15 protein-coding genes are annotated in these 21,940 nt (G+C 47.1%); 1 reads left to right on the top strand and 14 read right to left on the bottom strand.

From position 1 onward, the window contains the following. Nucleotide 1 precedes the first annotated feature (1 nt). The gene (locus BUB73_RS02570; RefSeq protein WP_073157532.1) at nt 2-1,057 is read right to left on the bottom strand and encodes a glycosyltransferase; all 1,056 of its coding nucleotides are present in this window, start codon (nt 1,055-1,057) and stop codon (nt 2-4) included. Beyond that, nucleotides 1,054-2,808, bottom strand: a complete 1,755-nt coding sequence (locus BUB73_RS02575) for a heparinase II/III family protein (RefSeq protein ID WP_073283355.1) — start codon at nt 2,806-2,808, stop codon at nt 1,054-1,056. The genes BUB73_RS02570 and BUB73_RS02575 overlap by 4 nt, the downstream gene beginning before the upstream one ends. 292 nt (nt 2,809-3,100) lie before the next feature. Here BUB73_RS02575 and BUB73_RS02580 point away from each other — a divergent pair, with 292 nt between their 5' ends. Beyond that, nucleotides 3,101-5,272 carry a CotH kinase family protein gene (locus BUB73_RS02580; RefSeq protein WP_256374931.1) on the top strand — a complete coding sequence of 724 codons (2,172 nt, stop codon included), beginning with the start codon at nt 3,101-3,103 and terminating at the stop codon, nt 5,270-5,272. A 33-nt stretch (nt 5,273-5,305) separates the two neighbouring features. Here the strand turns inward: BUB73_RS02580 and BUB73_RS02585 are convergent, their stop codons facing one another. The 12 genes from BUB73_RS02585 to BUB73_RS02640 all read right to left on the bottom strand — a co-directional run bounded on the left by BUB73_RS02585 (nt 5,306) and on the right by BUB73_RS02640 (nt 21,912). Continuing rightward, nucleotides 5,306-6,505, bottom strand: coding sequence for a glycosyltransferase family 4 protein (locus tag BUB73_RS02585; RefSeq protein ID WP_073233270.1), 1,200 nt, complete (start codon nt 6,503-6,505; stop codon nt 5,306-5,308). 6 nt (nt 6,506-6,511) lie between these two features. Continuing rightward, nucleotides 6,512-7,825: a nucleotide sugar dehydrogenase gene (locus BUB73_RS02590; protein ID WP_073157544.1), complete on the bottom strand. Its 1,314-nt coding sequence runs from the start codon at nt 7,823-7,825 to the stop codon at nt 6,512-6,514. Nucleotides 7,826-7,840: 15 nt separating this feature from the next. Beyond that, entirely contained in the window at nt 7,841-9,211 is a 1,371-nt protein-coding gene (locus BUB73_RS02595; RefSeq protein ID WP_073157546.1) for a nucleotide sugar dehydrogenase, read from the bottom strand. Between the two features lie 44 nt (nt 9,212-9,255). Continuing rightward, a complete protein-coding gene (locus BUB73_RS02600; RefSeq protein ID WP_254794997.1) occupies nt 9,256-12,054 on the bottom strand; it encodes a CotH kinase family protein in 2,799 nt (932 codons plus the stop codon). Between the two features lie 95 nt (nt 12,055-12,149). Then, a complete protein-coding gene (locus tag BUB73_RS02605; protein WP_073283363.1) occupies nt 12,150-12,995 on the bottom strand; it encodes an EamA family transporter in 846 nt (281 codons plus the stop codon). A 201-nt stretch (nt 12,996-13,196) separates the two neighbouring features. Continuing rightward, the gene (locus tag BUB73_RS02610; RefSeq protein WP_249269427.1) at nt 13,197-15,566 is read right to left on the bottom strand and encodes a lytic transglycosylase domain-containing protein; all 2,370 of its coding nucleotides are present in this window, start codon (nt 15,564-15,566) and stop codon (nt 13,197-13,199) included. Between the two features lie 7 nt (nt 15,567-15,573). Continuing rightward, on the bottom strand, nt 15,574-17,415 hold the full coding sequence (ptsP, locus tag BUB73_RS02615) for a phosphoenolpyruvate--protein phosphotransferase (RefSeq protein ID WP_073157558.1): 1,842 nt from the start codon (nt 17,413-17,415) through the stop codon (nt 15,574-15,576). After that, nucleotides 17,387-17,659: an HPr family phosphocarrier protein gene (locus BUB73_RS02620; protein WP_073157561.1), complete on the bottom strand. Its 273-nt coding sequence runs from the start codon at nt 17,657-17,659 to the stop codon at nt 17,387-17,389. The genes ptsP and BUB73_RS02620 overlap by 29 nt, the downstream gene beginning before the upstream one ends. Nucleotides 17,660-17,666: 7 nt before the next feature. Next, on the bottom strand, nt 17,667-18,587 hold the full coding sequence (locus BUB73_RS02625) for an MlaD family protein (RefSeq protein WP_073157563.1): 921 nt from the start codon (nt 18,585-18,587) through the stop codon (nt 17,667-17,669). Between the two features lie 19 nt (nt 18,588-18,606). Continuing rightward, nucleotides 18,607-19,272 carry a TrmH family RNA methyltransferase gene (locus tag BUB73_RS02630; RefSeq protein WP_249269426.1) on the bottom strand — a complete coding sequence of 222 codons (666 nt, stop codon included), beginning with the start codon at nt 19,270-19,272 and terminating at the stop codon, nt 18,607-18,609. Continuing rightward, nucleotides 19,265-20,353, bottom strand: coding sequence for a hypothetical protein (locus BUB73_RS02635; RefSeq protein ID WP_073283368.1), 1,089 nt, complete (start codon nt 20,351-20,353; stop codon nt 19,265-19,267). The genes BUB73_RS02630 and BUB73_RS02635 overlap by 8 nt, the downstream gene beginning before the upstream one ends. Beyond that, the gene (locus BUB73_RS02640; RefSeq protein WP_073283611.1) at nt 20,353-21,912 is read right to left on the bottom strand and encodes a M16 family metallopeptidase; all 1,560 of its coding nucleotides are present in this window, start codon (nt 21,910-21,912) and stop codon (nt 20,353-20,355) included. The genes BUB73_RS02635 and BUB73_RS02640 overlap by 1 nt, the downstream gene beginning before the upstream one ends. Between the last annotated feature and the right edge of the window lie 28 nt (nt 21,913-21,940).

Below are 21,940 nucleotides of genomic sequence, written 5' to 3' on the forward strand. Positions count from 1 at the left end.
TTTAACTCAACAAATCCTGGTAGCCTCTTTCCAAGCAGCCCTTCACAACATCACCTGTAAAATGAGTGCTGGCACGTTCCCAACCCGCCTTTCCCATCTTCAGTCGCAAGGCCTTATCATTAACGATAGTCTCCAAAGCCTTCGTCAGGGCAAGAATGTCTCCGGGTTCACAAAGAATTCCGCAAACTCCATCTTCAACCACTTCTGCAGTTCCACCAACGAAGGTCGAAATCACAGGCAAACCAAAGCCGAGTGCTTCAACCAAACTCATACTAAAGCGTTCTGCATAGGAAGGAAGCACAAGCAAATCATACTTGGGCAACTGTCTGATATAATCCCCATGTTTCATCCAGGGCGACACGCTGATCAGACTTGATTTCGAGGACTTTTCAACACATTCACGAACCTTGTCCACTTCACCATCGCCAAAAAGGAACAACTCCACAGGCACAGAAAAAGAAGACTTATCAAAGGCTTCAATCAAATCATACACGCCCTTACGATTTCCGAATCTTCCTGAAAAAATCACCTTCACAGGATTTTCATGCAAAGAAAGATCCTCCGGAGCACCGGCAATACTTTCGCCAGGATTCGGGATTACCACGAAATTTTCGGAAGAAGGAGACACCGATCTAACAATATCCTTCATTTCCGAAGAGAGAATGAAAATCTTTTCGGAATGAACGAAATAATCCTTCAACATTAGCTTTACAATTGAAGGCGCTCCATTGCAGAATTTATCAAACAGGCTTCCGTGAATGTGACAAACGTACTTTCGACCGCGAAGACGGAGGCAGCGGCTAATCAAATATTTGCGAAAGAAACTTCCATAACTAGAAGTGTGAATCTGAAAGAAATCAAACTGGCTCGGCGGGCAAATAAGAAGACGCAAGCAAAGCAAAAAAAGAACCGGAAGAGACTTCACAAAGGAGCCATTGTAGCTAGCAATAAAATTGCCCTCAGGCAATTTAAAAAGCTTCTTATAACTCACAAGAACAGAACTGATTCCACCCTGAACATAAAGAGCCGGCCCAATATGACAAATTTTTTCAATCATGAAAGCACCTTAATCTTCGTTTCAAAACTTGAATTTCCAGAACACTTCTTTTGTGCGTACAGCACCTTGCAAGGGACCTTTTCCCCAAAGTGTTCAGAATACCACCCCATCACAGGAGATTCTTCGCCAGACACAATACGATATTCCAGCGACGGATCCGTAGTGATTTGCACCTGACGAGCCCCGGCAACAGAGATTACAAAGACACCCTTGGAAGTTTCAACCACCTGCGCACAAGGACTTAAATGGAAGGGTATTTCCGCATCATGAGATCCGTCAGACTTTAAAGAGTCCGTGATTATAAATTCTTCCTGGTCCCGCAAGAATTCGACCTTTCGAGAATGACAGACGCCAAGCTTATCATAACCACTGTGGGTTGCAACAACAGAATCATTTTCAACCTGCAAGGCTCTGCACTTAAAATGATTCAACCACATGGTAGGTCCGGCCTGAGTGGCCTGATCCATAAAATCAACGCGGACTGTATTATGGGCAACAGTTCCCATAAAGTATTTACGCCAAACCTTGTGAGTATGATAAGTAAACGTACCCGAATCCACAACAACAGGGAAACCGTCCACATGCAAGATAATGCTCAATGCATCGGCATGACCATGTGCAGCGATACTCAAGAAGCCCAAAGGAGCCGCATCAAAATGGAGAAATGTTTCCCTTCCTCCAGCCATCTTTCTAAAAATGTAATGACCGCTTTCTGTCAGGAACACATTCTTGTCAGGATTATCGCCGTCGGCGTTCAAAGCGTCAAAAGCAGCCTTTCCCTGATTGTCAAAAATCAATTGGTTCTTATCATCCCAGCTCAAGTCGGAACGTTTTAGGGAAGCATCAGCAAAATAGGTTGCAAAAGATGTCAGCAGCGATCTAAAGTTATTGAAATGACCACCAGCATCAGGACGCAACAGGAATCCATCATCCCCATCTCCATACATGGGATAATTGTAGTTCACATCCAGCATGGCATTCAAGTAACGAGCCATCTGATGAAGGCGGTCCTTATACGACGACGACAACGGACACCCCGCCTCATCTCCCATCACGGAGGCAAGCAAAAAGAAGTCATCAATAAATTGGATGTACTCGGCAGCCTCTTCTCGATTTACGCCATCGGACACATTCTGCAAGAGAATTTCTCTTTCAAGTCCTGCCTTGGCATAAGCACGATATTTTTCACGTTTTGGAAAATCCCAGCAACATGACGCAATAAAGAGGCCAGCATATTCTGCAACAAGGTGATTATTCGCAGACGAATACAGCGACGGATGCTTCCTTGAAAATTCAATATGCTGGTTCACGAGGGGAAGCCATACTTCACGGACAAATCGTCCGAAGTTTTCGTCAGACTTACAAAGATTTTCAGCATCCAACAACTTCCAGCAATACGCCCAGTTAATTAGACGGATGTTTACCTCGATATTGCTGTACCAGTTTACCCCCCGCAAATAGGGATTCGAATCCATCCACGATGAAACATGATAGACAAATAGATCTAGTAAATCACGATTTCCCGATTCCTTAAAAAGTTTTGCAATACACGTCAGGAACAGCATGCGGTTAACTTCCCACACATGCTTGGCGCTGCCAAATTCATCGGAACGAATATTAATCTTATGGGCAAACGTTTCAGGGAACGATCTTCCCGACGAAAGATCACGATGCCAGTCTATCGGCTTATAAATATCAACAGCCGATTCAAAGATAGGATACATCAAGTGAGCATTTTCATCAGCAACCAAACGGGGCGGAACTTTCCCCTCTAAATTGCATTTTGCAACGTTTCGTTTAAACAGACGTTTATCAAGAACATGCGTGCGGAATCGCTGACCTACACGATAAAAAACCTCTTCGGGAGAAAAGGTCTTAATGCGTTGAATATACCATACTAATGACATTCTCTTTCAAAGATAGAAAAATAGAACAAGTCAACTAAAAATGGAATAAACAAAAAAACTTGAAAAAGCCCAATTTCCTTATTACATTATACAGATGATGATTGAATTAAAAAACACACTTTCCACAATATCGACAATGCTATTGACGGCATTTATTCTTTCATCGATATCCAACTGTGCAACATTTGCCTCAGACGAGGAAGACTCCTCCGAGGAACAGCGTTTACAGGATCGGGCTCACATTTCCATATCAGAAATTCAAATTCAAAATTTAGATTTTAAAGACGATGCAGGTCAATTACCTAGTTGGATCGAACTATACAACTCAAAAGATTCAACCGTCAGCCTCAAAAACGTCTACTTGACAGATAACATAGCGGAACCCGACAAATGGAAATTTTCCAGCGAGGAAATTCCAGCCAAATCATACAAAATCGTCTTCTGCGATCAAAAAGATTCAAATTTTCATACAAACTGGAATCTAGGCAAAAAGGGCGGCAGTATATATCTGCTAAATTCCAAATTTGACGTATTGGATTCAGTCACCTACCCTCAGTTGACAAACGGAATCAGTTACGGGAAAAACAATGACGGGATCTGGGGATACTTCTCAAAAGCCACCCCAGAAAACGCAAACGTAGATTCAAACTGGTATTCGGAAATAGCCAAAACCATAAATCTAAATACAAAATCCGGATTCTACAAAGATCCTTTTATCCTGCAGGCACCGACGCCATCCGACAAGGAAACCATCCGCTGCACACAGGACGGATCTGTACCCAGCAAAAATTCCCCCATTTTCAGTAAGAGTCTCCTCATCGAAAAAAACACCATCTTGCGTTGCGCCGGTTTTAAAAACGGAGCACTTACCATAAACACGACAACCAGATCCTACTTTGTCGGCGAAAAAATAAAGATGCCTGTAATCTCCGTTAGCGTAGACCCCATCTTTTTCAAGGAATCCTACTATTACGACAATCACTCATGTTCTGACCCCAACGCGGATGCCGGATATCTCAATGAAACGGAATACCCCGTCCACGTCGAATATTTCGCAAAAGGAAGTTCATCCAAGAAAGTCAGTTTTGAAATTGATGCAGGAATTTCCATTGCAGGAGGCTGCACCCGATACTACCCAAAGAAATCCGTCAACATCAAAATGAGAAAAGTCTATCAAGACGGCAAACTCACCTACACGCTTTTCGACACTCGCCCCAACAACAATAAATTCAAATCTTTCCGTCTTAGAAATCTCGGCAATCGATTCTACAAGGATTATGTAGGAGACGCCGCATTCACAAGCCTTCTGGAAGGGACAACCATAGATTACCAGCGTTCACACCCCGTAGTAGTTTTCTATAACGGCGAATACTACGGAATCCACAACATACGCGAAATATTAAACGCTGATTATATAGAGACCAACTACGGAATCAACTCAAAAACCGTAACCGTCGTAGAACATCACCGCGAAAATTTCAGCGGAAAATCAATTAAAAAATACGTTGATTTCATCAGGTACATCGCCAATTCCGATTTTTCAAGGCAAGACGAATACGACACCCTGCAAACAAAATTGGACATAATAAACTTTACGAACTACATGGCTTTTGAAATTTACAGCCTCAACGACGATTGGCCAACAAATAACGTTCGTGCCTGGAAATCAGATTCCACACGTTGGAAATACATGGCATTCGACATAGATCATGGTTTTAACCTTGATTCCTATGAATGGCAAAAAAGCAACCAGAACATATTCGACTGGATCCGAGACCGTTCAACCCCATGGTCATTTGCCAAGGTTTACACTCAACTCATTCAAAATGATGACTTCAAGAGAGCCTTCATCAATCATTCCGCCATTCTGTTTAGTCACTATCTAACCGCCGAAAAAGTTTCCAATGCAGTTAAGACGATTCTAGCCCAAATTGACTCCGACGAAATGGACCGTGACATGGAACGATTCCCTCGCTCCGTTTCTAAAGACGGCGAGGACATCATAAAATGGGCCGTAGAACGCGACAAATCCGTCATAGAAGATTACAGAAAAGAATTCAACCTAGGCAAGACCACACCTATTTCTTTCGAAGCCAAGGGAGCTGGCTACATAACCATCGACGGAATGCGGCTTCCAGAAAATCATTCAAAAACATTTAGTGGAACATTCTTTAGAGGAAACAAACTCCTAATAGAGGCCATCCCCGAAAGCGGACACAACTTTACCCAATGGGACGACGGCGTTACAGAAAATCCGCGCCTAGTTTCCCCAGAAAAGAAGTCTTCCTATACAGCAAACTTTAAATAAAAAAAGCCCTCAAAGTGAGGGCTAATTTTACTGTTAAACCTTCAGCAGCTTCTTATAGGCCCCGATAAGCTTCGGGCGTTCATATTCCCAGCTTAACTCGCTTTCGACACGCTTGCGGCCAAAGCGGCCCATTTCTGCAGCCTTTTCGGGATTTTCAAGCAACCAGAGAATCTTTTCTGCAAAATCTTCCGTGCTAGTATTCTCTGCATAAAGAGAAGCTTCCTGAGCGCTGAACTTACCTTCCTTCAAGGTGAACTGCACAATCGGCTTTCCAAACGCCATGTACTCCATAATTTTATTCATGGTAGACTTGTCGTTCATTTCAGAGGGCAGGTCCGGATTCACACACACATCCGCAGTATTCAACACATCGGCCAGATACTCGTCCGACACGCGACCCGGGAATTCCACATAATCAGAAAGACCCATGGACTGATTCATCTGACGGAGTTCTTCAAGAGAAGGACCGCCGCCCATAATGCAGAAACGGATATCCTTGCGACCTTTCTTATTTACGATGTAGTCGACAGACTGGAGCAGCAGATCAATACCTTCCTGCTTTCCCATAACGCCAATATAACCAACGAGATGCTTAAAGCCCTGCTTCACTTCAGGCTTGGCCGGGCCCACTTTCAGCTTCTGGATATTGGGACCGCTACGGACAACCGTCACATCTTCTTCCCGCTTTTTACCACGACGGATGGCAATTTCCTTGTAGGATTCATTAGTGACGATAGCGTGTTTAGCAAAATGGTACGTCAAACGTTCTACCAGGAGCATAGCCTGGTAACCCAAGCCCTTCTTACCGAACTTGGCAATCCACAGTTCCGGATTGATGTCATGATGATCAAAGAGGAACTTGCAGCGGGTCAATGCATAAAACGGGAATGCCGCAATGAAAATCAAGTCAGGAGGATTGCAGGCATGGATTACATCCTGCACGCCCTGCTTCCGGAACACCTTCAAGAGCAGTCTAAATTCATGAAAGAGAGCACAGAAATATTCCTTGAAATAATCCAAGGTTCTGTTTGCTTCAGGAAGCGGATGACGATAAATCTTGATACCGTCAAGTTCTTCGTACGCCAAGGGATACTTCTTTGTCTGGGGACAAATCACAGTAACTTCGGCACCAGCATCATGAAGCGACGTTGCTTCCTGCCAGACGCGCCTATCAAAAGGAACCGGCAAGTTTTCAACAACGATACAGACTTTCTTTCCGCACAACTCAGACATAAAATACTACCAGCAGAAGCCCTCATAATTGGGCAAGCATTCTACAGAAGAATCCTTCACACGGTCCAGATCGAAGAAACGTACGTTCGTGTACTTACGGATCATCGCAGGAATATCGGGATTACGCACGGTCACAATCACCAGGGAACTGCACTTCACCACATCCTCGGTGCAGCCCTTCAAAAGGGGCAGCAAATGAGGAATTCGAGAATTCAAATCCTTAAGGTTCGTTTCTTTTTCCAGAGCCAGGTTCAGGAATCTGTCAAAGATACGGACATTGTAACCGGACTTCATCAGAGCCTCGACCATACGAGTAGAAGCAGAATTTCTCAAATCGTCAGTGCCGGCCTTAAAGGTCAATCCAATAACGCCCACATCCTTGCATCCAGAATTCTTGACCAGTTCAACAACTCTATCGATGTGAGCATCGTTACTCTTTTCAATGGAGTCAAGGACAGGTACACTGACATCATTATTTTCAGCAAGGAACTTCAAACCCTTAAGATCCTTAGGCAAGCAAGAGCCACCATAGGCAAAACCGGGCTTGAAATAGTACGGAGAGATATTCAGCTGAGTATCCTTGCAGAACAAGTTCATCACCTGATGGCTATCGATTCCCAGAGACTTACAAATTGCGCCAACCTCGTTACCGAATGTCACCTTGAGGGCATGGTAAGAGTTATTGACAAACTTGATAATCTCAGCAACCTTTTCGGGAACTTCGGCAATTTCACTGCCAAGAGGTTCATACAAGGTACGCAAGGTCTTAACCGCAATCTCGTTCTGAGATCCAATAACGGTAATGGGAGGATTCAGGAAGTCCTTTACTGCAGTCCCTTCACGCAGAAATTCCGGATTGGAAACAACAGCAAAATCCATATTGACCTGCTTGCCGGAAATTTCAGCGATACGTTCTGAAATCATAGCGTTAGTTCCAGGAGGAACCGTACTACGGATAATGACAATATGGAACGAGTCCTTCTTCTTGAGTGCAGAGCCAATACTTTCTGCAGCGGTTATCAGATAAGAAACATCCAGATGTCCATCAGGTGCATTGGGAGTTCCAACGCACAGGAAAGACAAATCCGTATTCAAGACAGCCTCTTCGACAGACTCGGTTGCAGAAATCAACCCAGCCTTGAAGCCTTCTTCCATCAATTCATCAATGTCTCTTTCGACAATGGTCGGAAGACCCTTGGAAACACGGGAAACCTTGTTTGCATCAACATCGCAGCCCACCATCTTGTTGCCCAGTTTCGCCAAGCATGCAATGCCGACGCAACCCACATACCCAAGCCCAAAGACACTAATTGCTGCCATAAAAAATAATCCTTTTTACTCCGCCTTACCCTTACCGATACTCGTCACTTCGAAACCAATCTTGCGAAGAGCATCTGCATCCAAAATATTACGGCCATCAAACACGAAGGCAGGCTTAGCCATGGAACTGTAAATACGGTTCCAATCCAGTTCAGCAAAGCACTTCCATTCAGTGCAGACCACCACCGCATGTGCGCCCTCGGCGGCCTTATACGGATCTTCGTTAAATTCAACCTGATCCAGTACATCCTTCAGGTCACGCTTTGCATCGGGAATAGCCTTCGGATCAGTTACAACCGGCAGTGCATGTTCAGAAAGGAGGTCGCGAACAACCAGGTTTGCGGGACTTTCACGAGTATCACCCGTATTTGCCTTAAAGGCGAAACCGAAGACGGCAATCTTCTTTCCGGCGATGGTGTTGAACATGGTTTCCAGCATACGGTCCACCACGCGATGGGTCTGCCATTCGTTAATCTTTACCACGCTTTCCCAATAGGCAGCCACTTCAGGCAGTCCATAGTAACCGCAAAGGTAAACCAGGTTCAAGATGTCTTTCTTGAAGCAGGAGCCACCGAAACCGATAGAAGCCTTCAGGAACTTAGGACCGATACGCTTGTCCTTGCCCATGACAAAGGCAACTTCATCCACGTCGGCACCGGTACGTTCGCACAGGGCGCTAATGGAGTTGATGGAGCTAATACGCTGAGCCAGGAAGGCGTTTGCAGTAAGTTTTGTCAGTTCAGAGCTCCACAGGTTCGTGGTCAGGATGCGATCACGGGGAACCCAGTGGGCATAGACATCGACCAGCTTCTGGCAAGCGGCCAAGCCGGATTCAGTCTGGTGACTACCGATAAGAACACGGTCCGGTTCAAACAGATCCTGGATGGCGGTACCTTCAGCCAAGAATTCCGGATTAGACAGAACTTCGAAGTGGAGTCCCTTATCATTGGAATTCAGGATGCGTTCCATTGCGGCGGCAGTACGAACCGGCAAAGTGGACTTTTCCACGATAATTTTGCCTTCATCGGCAATTTCAAGAATATTTCGAGCGGTTTTTTCCCAGTACTGGAGGTCAGAAGCCTTTCCGGCGCCATGACCGAACGTCTTGGTCGGAGTATTCACAGACACAAAGATGATGTCCGCTTCCTTAATTGCAGCCGGAATATCGGTACTAAAGAAAAGATTACGGCCACGGGCACGCTTAACGACGTCATCCAGTCCCGGTTCAAAAATCGGGAGGTTTTCGCTATTCCAGGCATCAATGCGGGCCTGGTTAATATCAACGACAGTAACTTTTACATCAGGACACTTGTCGGCAATAACGGTCATGGTGGGACCACCGACGTAGCCCGCACCAATGCAAAGAATCTTTGTAGTAAAACTCATAATACCCCAAATTTAGAAAAAAAACGTTTTGGACACCCAAAGTGCTACCTAAAAGTGGCTGTTAGGGAGGTTATTTCCTCGGGGAGAATTGTTCGGGTAGCGTCCATGACACCATCAGCCCAGCCAGCCCACACACCACCTGACACCGGAGCAGCGGTAAGAGTCACGGGAGTGCCGGCAAAGAACTTGACAGTCATAGAGTTACGATCCAAGGACAACCCATGGACAAGGATGGTTCCATGCCCCTCCACAGATAGGGAAACCTCCGCCACCTCGCCCAGACCGAAGAATTCCTGCAGTTCCGTCACGATTACGGCCTGACGGGTTTTGGCAAAACTCTTAATCTTATCAAATTGACTACTCATGTAAGAGGATTTATGGTTCCAACGATCCTGATCCCTGGAAATTTCCGACTCAATTTCACCCATCATGGACTCGATTCGAGCAAGAATCCTACTGGACTCAAAATTCATGGAAAGGAGAGTTGTCATACGATTTATGAACGCAATTTTAAACGTCTGATTTTTAAGGAGCGTCCTTAAAAGGAACGTAGATTCCGGTCCGTTGGGCCAAGATTTGCCCTCCTCCGTAGTAGTAAAGTCAAAAATATTGCTTTGATCCGTGGAACTGCCACCAAAACCAAAGTCAGTATCGTAAATGAACCATTTCCATTTTGTTGCGGGATTTTCACAACGCCACTTCTTAAGATTGTTGGCAGGCCAGTCCCTATTATTTGCAAAAATTTCCGTCTGCATGTAATTCATCAAGTTGTCTACATCAATCTGTTCCGAAACATAGGCATAATTTTCATCCAAAGACAAATCATGATCTTCCATCCAGGACATCAAATCGGTGTAGCCAATAGCGGACCCAGCCGATGCGGCATTATCCGCCTTCAGCAAGTCAATTTCATCGGGGTCGTATCCATAATGGGTTTCGAAATAATATTCCGTAGAGCGTTCACGGATGTTGTGAATACCGTAGTACTCGCCATTGTAATAGACGATTGCGCCACGCCCTCTCTGATAGTCAACGCCAAGCCCTTCTGAAATAGAACTGGCCAAACGATCTCGAATATAGTCGTTGTTAAAATTGCTACCATTATTCCTTAACAGGAAAACTTTAAACTTAGTTAAATCCGGGAAATCAGGGAACAAGGGATAGTTCAATCTTTTGTCGCCATACTTTTCTCGGAATGTAATTGCCACGGATTTTTTTTCATTCTGACGACTGTAGTTTCCGAAAATTTTCAGTCCGGCGTTCTTGGCAAAAGCAGGAGCGCCCTGCCCCACTTCAAGTAGTTCAACAAAAACAGGAACTTCCTTGTCTTCCCAATAGTTGGCACCGTAGTGAGGTTCCGCATGTTCGGCATTGGGACCTTCCATGTAGATTCCCGTATCAGGGTCAAACAGGGAATCGGGATCGCTAGTTATAAAGACCGTCGGAACACTGGGCGTCGTTTCAAAAAGGTAAGTTCGGTTCAAGACTTCTCCAGGGAGGGCGCCCGGAATAAAGCTGGCGCAGCGAACTACAGCGGAGTTGTCCACCTTCAACGCCAAAACCAGTTGGCTATTCTCCGTAGGAACGGCTCCACCAAATTCACAGCGCACCATACTTTCCTTCGGGAACGACACTACAAACTCATCCTGGTAAAAACCTGACGGAGGCAAATCAGTCAAAGTATCCAAAGCAGGCGACCTTTCCGAAACCACATCGGAAACTGTCACACCATAAGGCGTCGCATCGGCAAAGCCCCAGCGGCCATCACCCAAAGACCAGGTCTTTTCAACAGGCAGTTTGGGGTACGCCACAGAGTCCATAATTTCCAACGCATTTTTCATCAAGTATAGCGAACCACCTTCGTTCTTGATTTTGAAGGACGTATGAGGTTCATGCCCTCTGTTTCGCGCGATGTAAGAGAAGGCCTTCACGGTCACTTCCTGCTTTTCCTGACTTTCCGGGCTCATCCTAGTTCCATAAATGATGGACAAGTCAGGGAACGTCTTCCCCGTAGGAAGCAAGGCGCGATACACCGTAGAAGAATCCCCCGTTCCCGTAAAGACCAATTCGTAACCTTTCCAGTCATCAAGTCCCGTTTGACCCAAACGGAAGGACACCTTTCGATCCCTGGTGATAAAGGCATGAAGCAAAATCTCATTGGTAGCCGAAATGTCCAGCACATCATTTTCGCCGCTACTCCTCGTCCCCACAAAGGACGAAATGGAAGACCAGCCCAGTTTCTCATTTTCGCCTAGACGCATCCGGGCGCCAAACATCCGTCCATTATTTTCCGTAAAGCACAATTTTTTCTGTCCGTCTAACGGTTCAGAATAGCTTTCTCCCGGGGGATCATTCTGGGCATCTGTCCAACTCCAGCAACCCGTTCCAATCAAGCTGATTGAATCATGAGGAGCAACAAAATCAGGCAAATTTTTCCCGGATAGATAAACCAGCATGAAGGAATCTGGCTGTAGAACCACATCTCCAAAAATCCATTTTTCAGGCTTGTCCAGTGAATTGGTCAAAGCCATTCCCTTTAGATTCACCGGTTCGCTGGAAGAATTATACAGTTCAACCCAACCGGCATCACCACCCTCATGATCATCATAGACCGTATTGATGGGATCCACTTCTGTAAAAATAATCGGGCCGCCCACATAGGAAAACTTCGGGGGTTCCGTAACCGTAGAATCTTCCGATGACGAGCTCATTTCAGATTCAACAACCTGAACACTTTTGGTTTCACCACTCTCGCTGGAACACGCTACAAACACCAAGGTCAGCATTAACACCCAGAATTCAATTACCAAAGAATTTAGGCAAATTTTTTTATAGTCTAACATAAGCATACCCGATTCAAATATATACAGAAATGCCCGCCTAAGGGCGGGACTTGCAATCTATATCACACAAGGGCAAACAGATCTTTCACGAATCATTAGGCCTTTTCGCCTTTCTTTAAACGAGGGCGACGAACCACGAACAGGGCCGCTCCCGTAAGAACAAGCGCAACAGAAATCATCTTTCCAAGAGGGAATGCCTCGCTAAAGACCAAGGCTCCCGCAATCGTAGGAACAGCAGCACCGACAGCAGCGCTGAACGGGATAATAAACAGGGCTCTACCCCGAGAAAAAGAAACTTGGGAATACAAGAAGGCAATGCCGTAAGTGACAATATAACCCAAAGTTCTAAAGTCTAGAAGAAGGACTCCCACGGAAGAAAGAGTCACATTGTCAAGGTCAAAATCCATGGCGAGGCTCTTATAGAATGCAGCCGAAATTCCAAAACCCACACCCATAATCAGGGAGTCCACCATTTCGCGATCCTTAACCCAAAGGTGAGCAACAAGGGTAGCACCGCAAACGACCCCGGCATAAGCCCACAACATAGAAACATCCTGTACGCTGGTCGCTTCGCCAAGGGATTCTACAGAATAAAGAAGGCCTACCACCACAAAGCAGATCGCTACAACAATACGGCGAGTCAAAACTTCTTTCAGAATAACAAAACCCATCAATGCCGTCAAAACCGGATTCAGCACCATCATAGGCTGCACCTGACTCAAGTCATAGCGTGCCATGGCTATGTAATAACCAATAGTCGCAAGGCCGGAACAGCTGATGCCCAACCACCAAAAGCCATTACTCAGGACGCCTTTCAGAAACTGCCAAGGATTAGACACACCACCAGTACGTTTGCCCACGGTGGAAACACCCGATTTTTCAAGGATATTTCCGCAGGCAAAAAGAAACGCGGGGCCAATGGTCAAAAGAAGAAAAAGCATGGGGAGTTAATAGTGAAGAGTGATGAGTGATGAGATTCCTTGAGTGTCATTCCGAGCGAAACGAAGTGGAGTCGAGGAATCTAGCGGTTTAGATATCAATTACGAATTATGAGTTAATAAGCTAGGAGCCTTCGGCGCGATTATTTACCTCAAAGGAGCCCCAGGCTCCGCCCTCATACCTCGTACCTGTCGCCTCGCGTCTTACAGTTCGTCGTAAATTTCCTGATAGATCCAGTAATTGCCCATGACGCGCTTTACGTAGTCGCGGGTTTCCCAATAGCTCACATCTTCAGCACGGACATCCCAAGGGAGGCCCTGGCCTGCAGCCTGCCAACGTTTGGTGGGCTTGGGACCTGCATTGTAATTGCCCAGGACATACATATAGTCATCGTTATACTCAGCCTTCAGATCCACAAGGTAACGGATGCCCAGACGGATGTTCATATAGGCATTGTACAACTGCTTCGGATCGAAGTTCTCGATATTTTCCAACTTTGCCAGGGTCTTTCCTGTAGCGGGCATAATCTGCAGCAAGCCGCAGGCGCCAACAGGAGAAGCAATTTCAAAGTTGAAAATGGATTCCTGACGCATAACGCTATACACGAAGAAGGGGTCGATGCGATCACCGGAATGGAACTTCACCTGATCGCGATAAGGAATGGGGAACAGGTAATGCAGGACGGCAATGGGCGGAGCCATAAGACGGCGACGGTCCATATTGTTCTGGAACTGACGAGCCAGACGGTAACCGGCAGCAGTTTCGCCCACTTCATAGAACAGCTGACCATATTCATAAAGGAAGTCCAGACGCTTAGCATTCTTCTTGCGAGCTTCATCGTAAAGAGCGAATGCCTGATCCGTAAAGCCATAATGGAACAAGGTCTTTATGCGGTTATAACGTTCCGGGCTATAAGTAGCGTCAGGCTTGCCCAGCTTTTGAGAGTCACGAATCCAGGCCAAAGTCTGTTCGGGCGACATGGGAATACCATGGGCATAGGGAACGTCCTTCGCATCCATCAGCTTGTATTCCACCAGCTTCATGCGACTACGATGAGCGTAGTAGGCCAGCGGGAAATCGCGGATACAATCTAGGTAGGCTTCGCGGGCCAGGGAATCCTTGCCCAATTTCATGTAGGCATCCCCCAGGAACATACGGGCGCCACTTCCACTCCAGAGGAACTGATCCTTGGTCGCATCGGTGAAAGCATCGATAGCTTCCTGCCACTTTTCCTGCTTGAAGTAGACAAAGCCAATGCGGAACTTGGCCCACTGACGCTTAACATTATTTTTGAAACGCTTGTGAGAAAGTTCGCGGTAGCAAACTACGGCGCTATCATACTTCTGATTCTGCTCGTATTCAAAGCCACGAACCCACAAATTGTTGGCGTTTTCCTTGCTGTACTTGCTTACGTCGGCCAGCAGGGAATCGAACATCTTAATTTCGCGGGCATACTTGCTAGAGTTGTTGCGAAGCAGACGCAGGGTAGACTGAATCCACAGAGGACGCATTTCCACAGAATCCAGCAAGAATCGGAACTGCTTAATGGACTCATCTTCCCGCTTCAAGCCGCGAAGAGCGACAGCGCGTTTTTCCCAAAGGTTAATTCGAGTATCCATGTCCAGGCTGCTCACAGGCAACTTGCTCTGGATAGAATCTTCAGGAAGAGCCACCGCAGATTCCGGAGACTTGGCAAGCAAGGCCGCATCAAGAATCTGAATGGAATCCAGCAAGGTCAGGCAGCTAGCAGCCTCATCCTTGGCGCAGGCCATCTTGGCGTAAGCAACCTTTTCGGGCAAAGACTCCGGAGCGCCCTGCACTTTACGCAGGCGACGAATGGCCGAGAAAGCAGAATCCTTATAAGAAGTAGAACTTGTCAACAACTGCATGTAGACGCGTTTCGCATTCTTCAGCTGCTTGAACTGTTCCAGATACTTGGCATAACGATACTTAAGGGCAGAAGCATCGTCAGACTTAGGATACTTATCAATAAAGGCCTTGATGGAATCTGCATGGGCACGATCACTCAAAGTAGAATCGGCCATGGCGGCCTCGATACGGAGGCGGCTTGCCTGACGGTCCCAGGAGGCATCCTTTTCCATGGCCTTGTTCTTCTGGAGGGTTTCGCGCATCTGCTTGAAGTCACCCTGCTGGAACTTAGCCTTGGCCATACGGAGAACGACGGCACCATCCAAGGCCGTATCACGGCCCATCAATTTGCTGTAAGCGTCAAAAGCACTATCCCACTGTTCCTTATAGAAGAACTGGGCCGCATTGGCAAAGTCACGAACATCCCTAGGCTGGGATTCGTCCAGGCTCAAGGCGCGGGCACGATCATATCGAACCACCATGTCCTGGAATCGATTTGGGGGAATCTGTTCAAGTTCTGCATACGGATTTACAGGTTCCACAGGCATAGAAGCCACAAGGCTGTCAGTTGCCTGAAAGGGCTGCGGAACGGCATTATCTATAATAGGTTTATTCTGAACAGAATCCGTCTGGACGGAGTCAACCTGAGCATATGCGCCCACTGCACACATGCTTATTATTGCAACAAAAACACCAAATTTCACTTTTCTCTTACTTCTTGCTGTTATCGGCCTGGCCCACCACACTAAGCACGCCCAGGTCTCTAATAGCCTGCGCATACTTCTTGTGAAGATAGGCGTTTACGCTTTCGGCATCGTCCATCTGAAGCACGGTCAGAGCCGTTTCCCTGACATCTTCAAAGTTGATGGATCGAATAATCTTCTTCGTAGACATGACGTTCCATGGAGTCATGGAAAGTTCATCAATTCCAAGGCCAACCAGCAGCAAGACGCTCATGGGGTCAGCACTCATTTCACCGCAAACCGCCACAGGAATACCTTCACGATGGGCGGCCTTGACAGTTTCATAAATCATGCTAAGCACCGCCGGATGGTGCGGCTGGAACATGTCTGTAATAAGTTCGTTGGTACGGTCCACAGCGAGGGTGAACTGAATCAAGTCGTTTGTACCAATGCTGAAGAAATCCACTTCCTTGGCAAGCTTGTCAACAATCATGACAGCGGCAGGCACTTCAATCATCACGCCCACCTTCACCTTGGCACACTTCTTACCTTCGGCTTCAAGTTCATCACGGCAGCGTTTGATGCATGCCTTTGCACGGCGAAGTTCCGTCATGCCAGAAATCATGGGCAGTAAAAGTCTCAGGTTGCCCTTGGTATTTGCCAGGAGCAAGGCCTTCAGCTGGGTACAGAAAATATCTTCGCGATCGAGGCACACACGAATGGAGCGCCAGCCCATAAAGGGGTTAGACTCACTCACTGCATTAATGCCACTAACCAGTTTATCACCACCAGCATCCAGAGTACGGATCGTCACTGGGCACGGAGACATTGTCTCGAGAATATAGCGATAGGCATCGCGTTGTTCATCCTGCGTGGGAGCATCCTTGCGCAGGAACAAAAATTCAGAACGATAAAGGCCAATACCCGTTGCACCGAAATCCGTTACTTTATCTGCTTCACCCGGAATTTCGATATTGGCGTGGAGGGTAATATACTTACCATCACGGGTCATAGGTTCCAGCTGTCGCATGGTAAACAGTTCGCGACGCTGGCGTTCAAAGACTTCCTGCCTTTCGCGGAAATCCTTAATGTCTTCTTCGTTGGGGTTTACGACAACCTTGCCGCTAGAGCCATCAACAATGACGACGTCCCCAGCCTTGATAATGGCGGCTGCGTTACGCAAACCAGAGACTAGGGGAATCTGGAGAGAGCGTGCAAGAATGGCCACATGGCTAGTACGGCCACCGGTATCCATGGCGAGACCGCTCACCTGCCCCGGCTTAATGGACATCAACAGGCTAGGCAGAAGTTCATGGCCAACCAGGACAACGCCTTCTTCATGAGCCACATCCTCCAGCACAGGTCCGGAGTCTTCCATGGCGGCCATCAGACGATTGTACAAATCCCTAAGGTCAGCCGCCTTGTCTCTCATGGCCGCAGAATCAATAGATTCAAAGCGGTCAATGTAAGCCCCAAGAACCACATGCACAGCCCAGCGTGCATTCTTACGGTCCTTGCGAATCTTATCGATAATACCATTTACCAACCCGGGGTCCTGAAGAATCATCAGGTGGGTTGCAAAAATCAGGCTATCCTTCATGCCTGCGCGGCTTTCGGATATTTCCTTGATCTGGGCGATTTCCTTGGCCGTCTTGCTAACAGCCTTCAAGAAAAGCTGTTCTTCGTCTGCCAGTCGACTTTCAGGAAGAGTTTCCTCTACTACAGAAATTTCTCGGTTCGAAACCGGGAAAACCCGGCCCATAGCGAAGCCGGGAGAAGCGGGAACGCCGGTCAGTACAGTGCGTCGCAACGAACCGTGAACCGGATTCAAGCCATCATTCTTAGCAGGGTTCTTCGTTGAAGTGGTCATTGAACAAACCTTCCAGCAAGGAAGCTACATTCTCTTCATCTTCACCATCGATTTCGAACTTTACTTCGGAACCAGCGGGAATAGCAAGCATCATCACGTTCAGGATGCTCTTGGCGTTTGCCTTGGCCCCTTCAAAAACGATGGAGATGTCGCTCTTAGCCTGGCCGGTAATATCAACAATCATACCGGCGGGACGCGCGTGAATACCCAACTTGTTTGTGACCACTAATGTCTTAACTATCATTTTTTCCTCAGAAAATATCCACGTTGACGTCCAGACCGTCCTGCAGAATAATACGGAACAGGCTATCAGCCGAATGAACCGTCTTCACGATGTCGTCATGCAGGGCTCTGTCGTTCAACAAAATACCGGCGGTGTTGTCCTTGGATTCCAATTTAGTCTGGACTCTTCCAACCAAATCATCTAGGTGCTTGGTCACACCTTCCAGTTCGCCAATCAAATTATTTGCGTTACCCATCACCTTATCGGTACTTGCAAACATATTGTCAATGGGAGACTTTACACCATCAATAAGGCCATTCACCTTTTCCGTCACCTGGTTCAAGCCTTCCAGACTCTTCTTCAGCTGGGGATCGGTGGTATTCAGCATAAGCATCAGACGGTCTTCCAGCTTTTCAGCCTTAACAAGCAGGGTCTTGAAACGATCCTGGAATTCCGGATTGACGATAGTCTGGTTCAGAGCCTTCTTTACAGATTCCAGAAGGACCTTGGTACTATCGCAAACTTCACCGGCAAGGCCGATGGCTTCTGCAATACCGGCGTCGAACTGGCCCGAAATGGTATCACCCGGGACGAAGTAGCTTGTGGAATCGCCGAGAATCATACCGATCTGACGTTCACCCATGATACCGATATTCTGCACTCTGATTTCGGAATCCTTGGGAATCTTCACGTCGGTACGAAGTCGGATCGTCACCACCACGCGGTGTCCAGAAAGTTCGATATTCTCGACCTTACCTAGACGAACACCGTTCACCTTCACAGGGTCATCCAGCACAAGGGTACTGACCTGGGTAAAACGCAGGTAGTAAGTGTTGAATGTTTCGCGAGGATCCTTTTCGTTCAGGAAAAATACGCCAAATACAAGAATAATGAGCGCCAGTATTACAACCAGGCCCACAGAAAAATACAGTGCAGAATACTTTTTCATTTGGCTTTTAATCTAGTTATTATTCTTCGATACGTTTGATAGGACTATTATTTTCAATGCCATTTACATGGCGATCCAGCCAATCATACAGCAAAGCGTCGCGTTCTGCCTTGGGGAGCAGGAACTTTTCGCGGCCTTCCTTCTGCATGTATACATCCAGATAGGTCATCAGCACGCCACCAGCCACAGAAACATTCATGGATTCGGTAATGCCATACTGAGGCAGCTTGAATTCATAGTCGGCATGGGCCAGGGTGTCCGGGTGGTTACCATGGAACTCGCTGCCCAGGTAAAAAGCGGTAGGCTGGCTCAAGTCCAGATCCAGAACGGAGTTGGTAGTATTGGTGCTGGCCACGGCAATCTTATAGCCCTTGGCACGAAGCTTTTCCATGCAGAGCATGCGCTTCTTGTAAAGGTAAAGGCTCATCCACTTGTAGGAACCCTTCAAGATGGACTTGTTCACGCTATAGGCGTTATCTTCTTCGATCACGTGCACATCCTGCAGGCCAAAGACTTCAGCCGTACGGATCACTGCAGAAATGTTATGGGGATCGAACAGATCTTCCAGCACCATGCAGAAATGCCTTGTACGACGGTCAACGACAGAAGTCAACAGTTCCTTTCGACGGTCCGTCACACGGGCCAGCAGGGATTCCAAGCTTTCCTTTTCGATCAAATCACTCATTTTTTTCCTCTAAAACTTGATTGTCCTTCACTATAATTGGAACTGCGTCCAAATCCTGTTTACGCTGCGCGACGCGTTCCTTCTGAACCTTTTCGAAGTCGCCTAGTTTCCAGGGCGCCCCATTCACCACGCTTTCAAAATCCAGAACATACTGAATATTATCCACTGACTTCAGGGATGCATTTTTCAGCATGGGCTCCTTGTCCCCAGAGAAATACTTGCCGGCAGCCTTCTTCACATCTCCCACAATATGGTCGATCTTTTCATTTACCACTTTCTTGAACACACCCATCTGCATAATGGAATTCAAGACGGAGTTGGCCGGGAACACAATAGCCGTTAATTTGTACTTAAGTTTCATCCTCGAAACGGGATCCATGTCCAAATAGGCAATTGCAGTACCATGCAGGGACCATTTCAAGACCTTGGCATGTCCGTATCCGAAGAACAAGTTGCGCAAGCCCAGCTTAGTACCGGCACTATCCTGCAAGGCCCAGTAGAATTCTCCAGAAAGGCTGCGGCCATTGCTGCCATTAAAGAACCGACGATTCCGATGAGTATACTCGAGGGTGTAGTTTTCATCCAGGTAAGCGTTAATCAGCTGTGCTGTAAAAGGCATATTGTCAAAGAGGTAGCTGATCACATCTTCATTTAGCGGAAGGGTCCCCTCGTTCACGTAAATCGCACGATACTTGCGTCCTAGGCGAGCGAAAACCTCATGCACCATAGGCTGCTTGGGATCAGGGTTGAAACCACGACTTACAATTTCCTTGTAGGGAGCGCAGAATTCATCGTTGTACTTCACCTTAGGCCATGGTTTCAAGTCTTCTTCGAAACAACCTTCAAAATCCACATTCAGGCAGGCCTTGAGCCCCGAGCAAAGAGAACGAACGTCATCTTCATTCCCGAGTTTTTTCTTCAGGAATTCATGTTTACCGATTTTCTTCAAGGAATCTGCCGAGATCGCGGTAACAAAAGAAGCCGCAGAATTCGTCGTTCCAGAATCCTGGGCAAACGCCGGCAACGCAAGTCCAAGGACAAGCAGTACAAAACCAGCAATTTTAAAGAAACCGGCTATCACTAGTTACGAAATTCCAGGCTATCCAGGGGGACAACGGTAAAAGGTTTAATCGATTCAAGTTTTGCCACAGGAGCCACAATGGAAACGGTCATCTTGGACCTGTCAAAGTACTTTGCCACCATGGCCTTTACCTGTTCCGGAGTCACAGCGTTGATTTCCTTGACATAATCCAGATAATGGTCAAAGGACTTTCCAAGCAGTTCGCCCTTGGCAAAAATGATTGCCGTAGAAGAAGGGCTGTCAAACAGGCTGGGCAGGCTTTCGATCAGGGATTTCTTGGCCTGGGCTAATTCTTCTTCGGTAGGACCTTCCTTGGCCAGCTTTTCCACTTCTTCAAAAATCAATTTCATGGCAAAGTCCACCGATTCCACCTTGGTCTGCAAGGCGATGGTGGTCATGGCCGTATCGCGATAATCATTACCGACGGAACTATAGACACTGTAGGCAAGACCTTCATCACTGCGGACTCGATTCATAAGACGGCTAGTAAAGCTTCCGCCGCCCAAGATGAAACTGGCCACTGCAGCCGGATAGTAATCCGCATGGGGACGCTTTACAAAAGGCTGGTTCATGGAAATGTTGGCCTGGGTAATATCCTTGTCCACCACGTAAATTCCAGGCTTGTTCAGGAAGGTCAGCGGTTCAGGCTTCGGGCGAGCTACCTTGGCAGAATCCACCTTCCAGTTCGCAAAGAATTCCTTTAGGGCAACAATTGCAGAATCCTTATCCACATCGCCAGACAAGGCGAAAATGATTTTCTTCGAAGAGTAGACACCTTCTGCCAGACGCTTCACATCGGCAGGAGTGACAGCCTTGTATTCCTCGGCGTTGGCATCCCAAAGTCTTGCGTTGGGGGCATAATTAACCTTGCTCTTCAAGGCAGACAGAACCTTAGCCGGGGTATCGTATCGACGGTCGTAGGCCGTCACATAGTTAGCCTTTATAATTTCAAGCTGTTCCCCATCAAAGGCGGGAGCCGTAAGAACCTGACGGGCCATATTCATCATGCCCGGAAAATCCTTGGACAGGCAGTTGATATCGAACATGGAGCTGAAAGTTCCAACAGAGGAACTGAGACCAGCACTAATGAATTCCAGGGAATCATCCAGGGCATGGGGAGTTATTCCACCACCGCCACCACGGCGAAGCATGGAACCCACCACGGAACTGGCCGCCTCATCCTTCAAGGAGCTAGGCACATCCGATTCATCAAAGTAGACCGTAAAGTCAACCAAAGGCAGACTTCTATCGCTAACGATATAGCCCACGATTCCCGAGGCGATTTCTACGCGGTAATCCTTGGGATGGGGAGCCACATACTGGAACTCGGGGAACTGAACATCCTTATAGCTCCCGGGAAGTTTTTCTTTTGCAGAAACTTCAACCGTTTCTACCGTTTCAGCCTTTGCAACGTCGGTCGCAACAGCGGATTCCACAGGAACCGTTTCGTCAGCCTTTTGAGTTGCCGGAGCAGAAGCGCAGGCACCAAGGGCAATCGCCAGGGAAGACACGCAAACACCGGCGGCACCATAAAAAAATCTGGAATGTCTATTAGCCATTTGCCCCTCAAGATAGCAAAAGAAACGA

Source organism: Fibrobacter sp. UWH6, from assembly GCF_900142465.1.
Taxonomy (GTDB): Bacteria; Fibrobacterota; Fibrobacteria; order Fibrobacterales; family Fibrobacteraceae; genus Fibrobacter.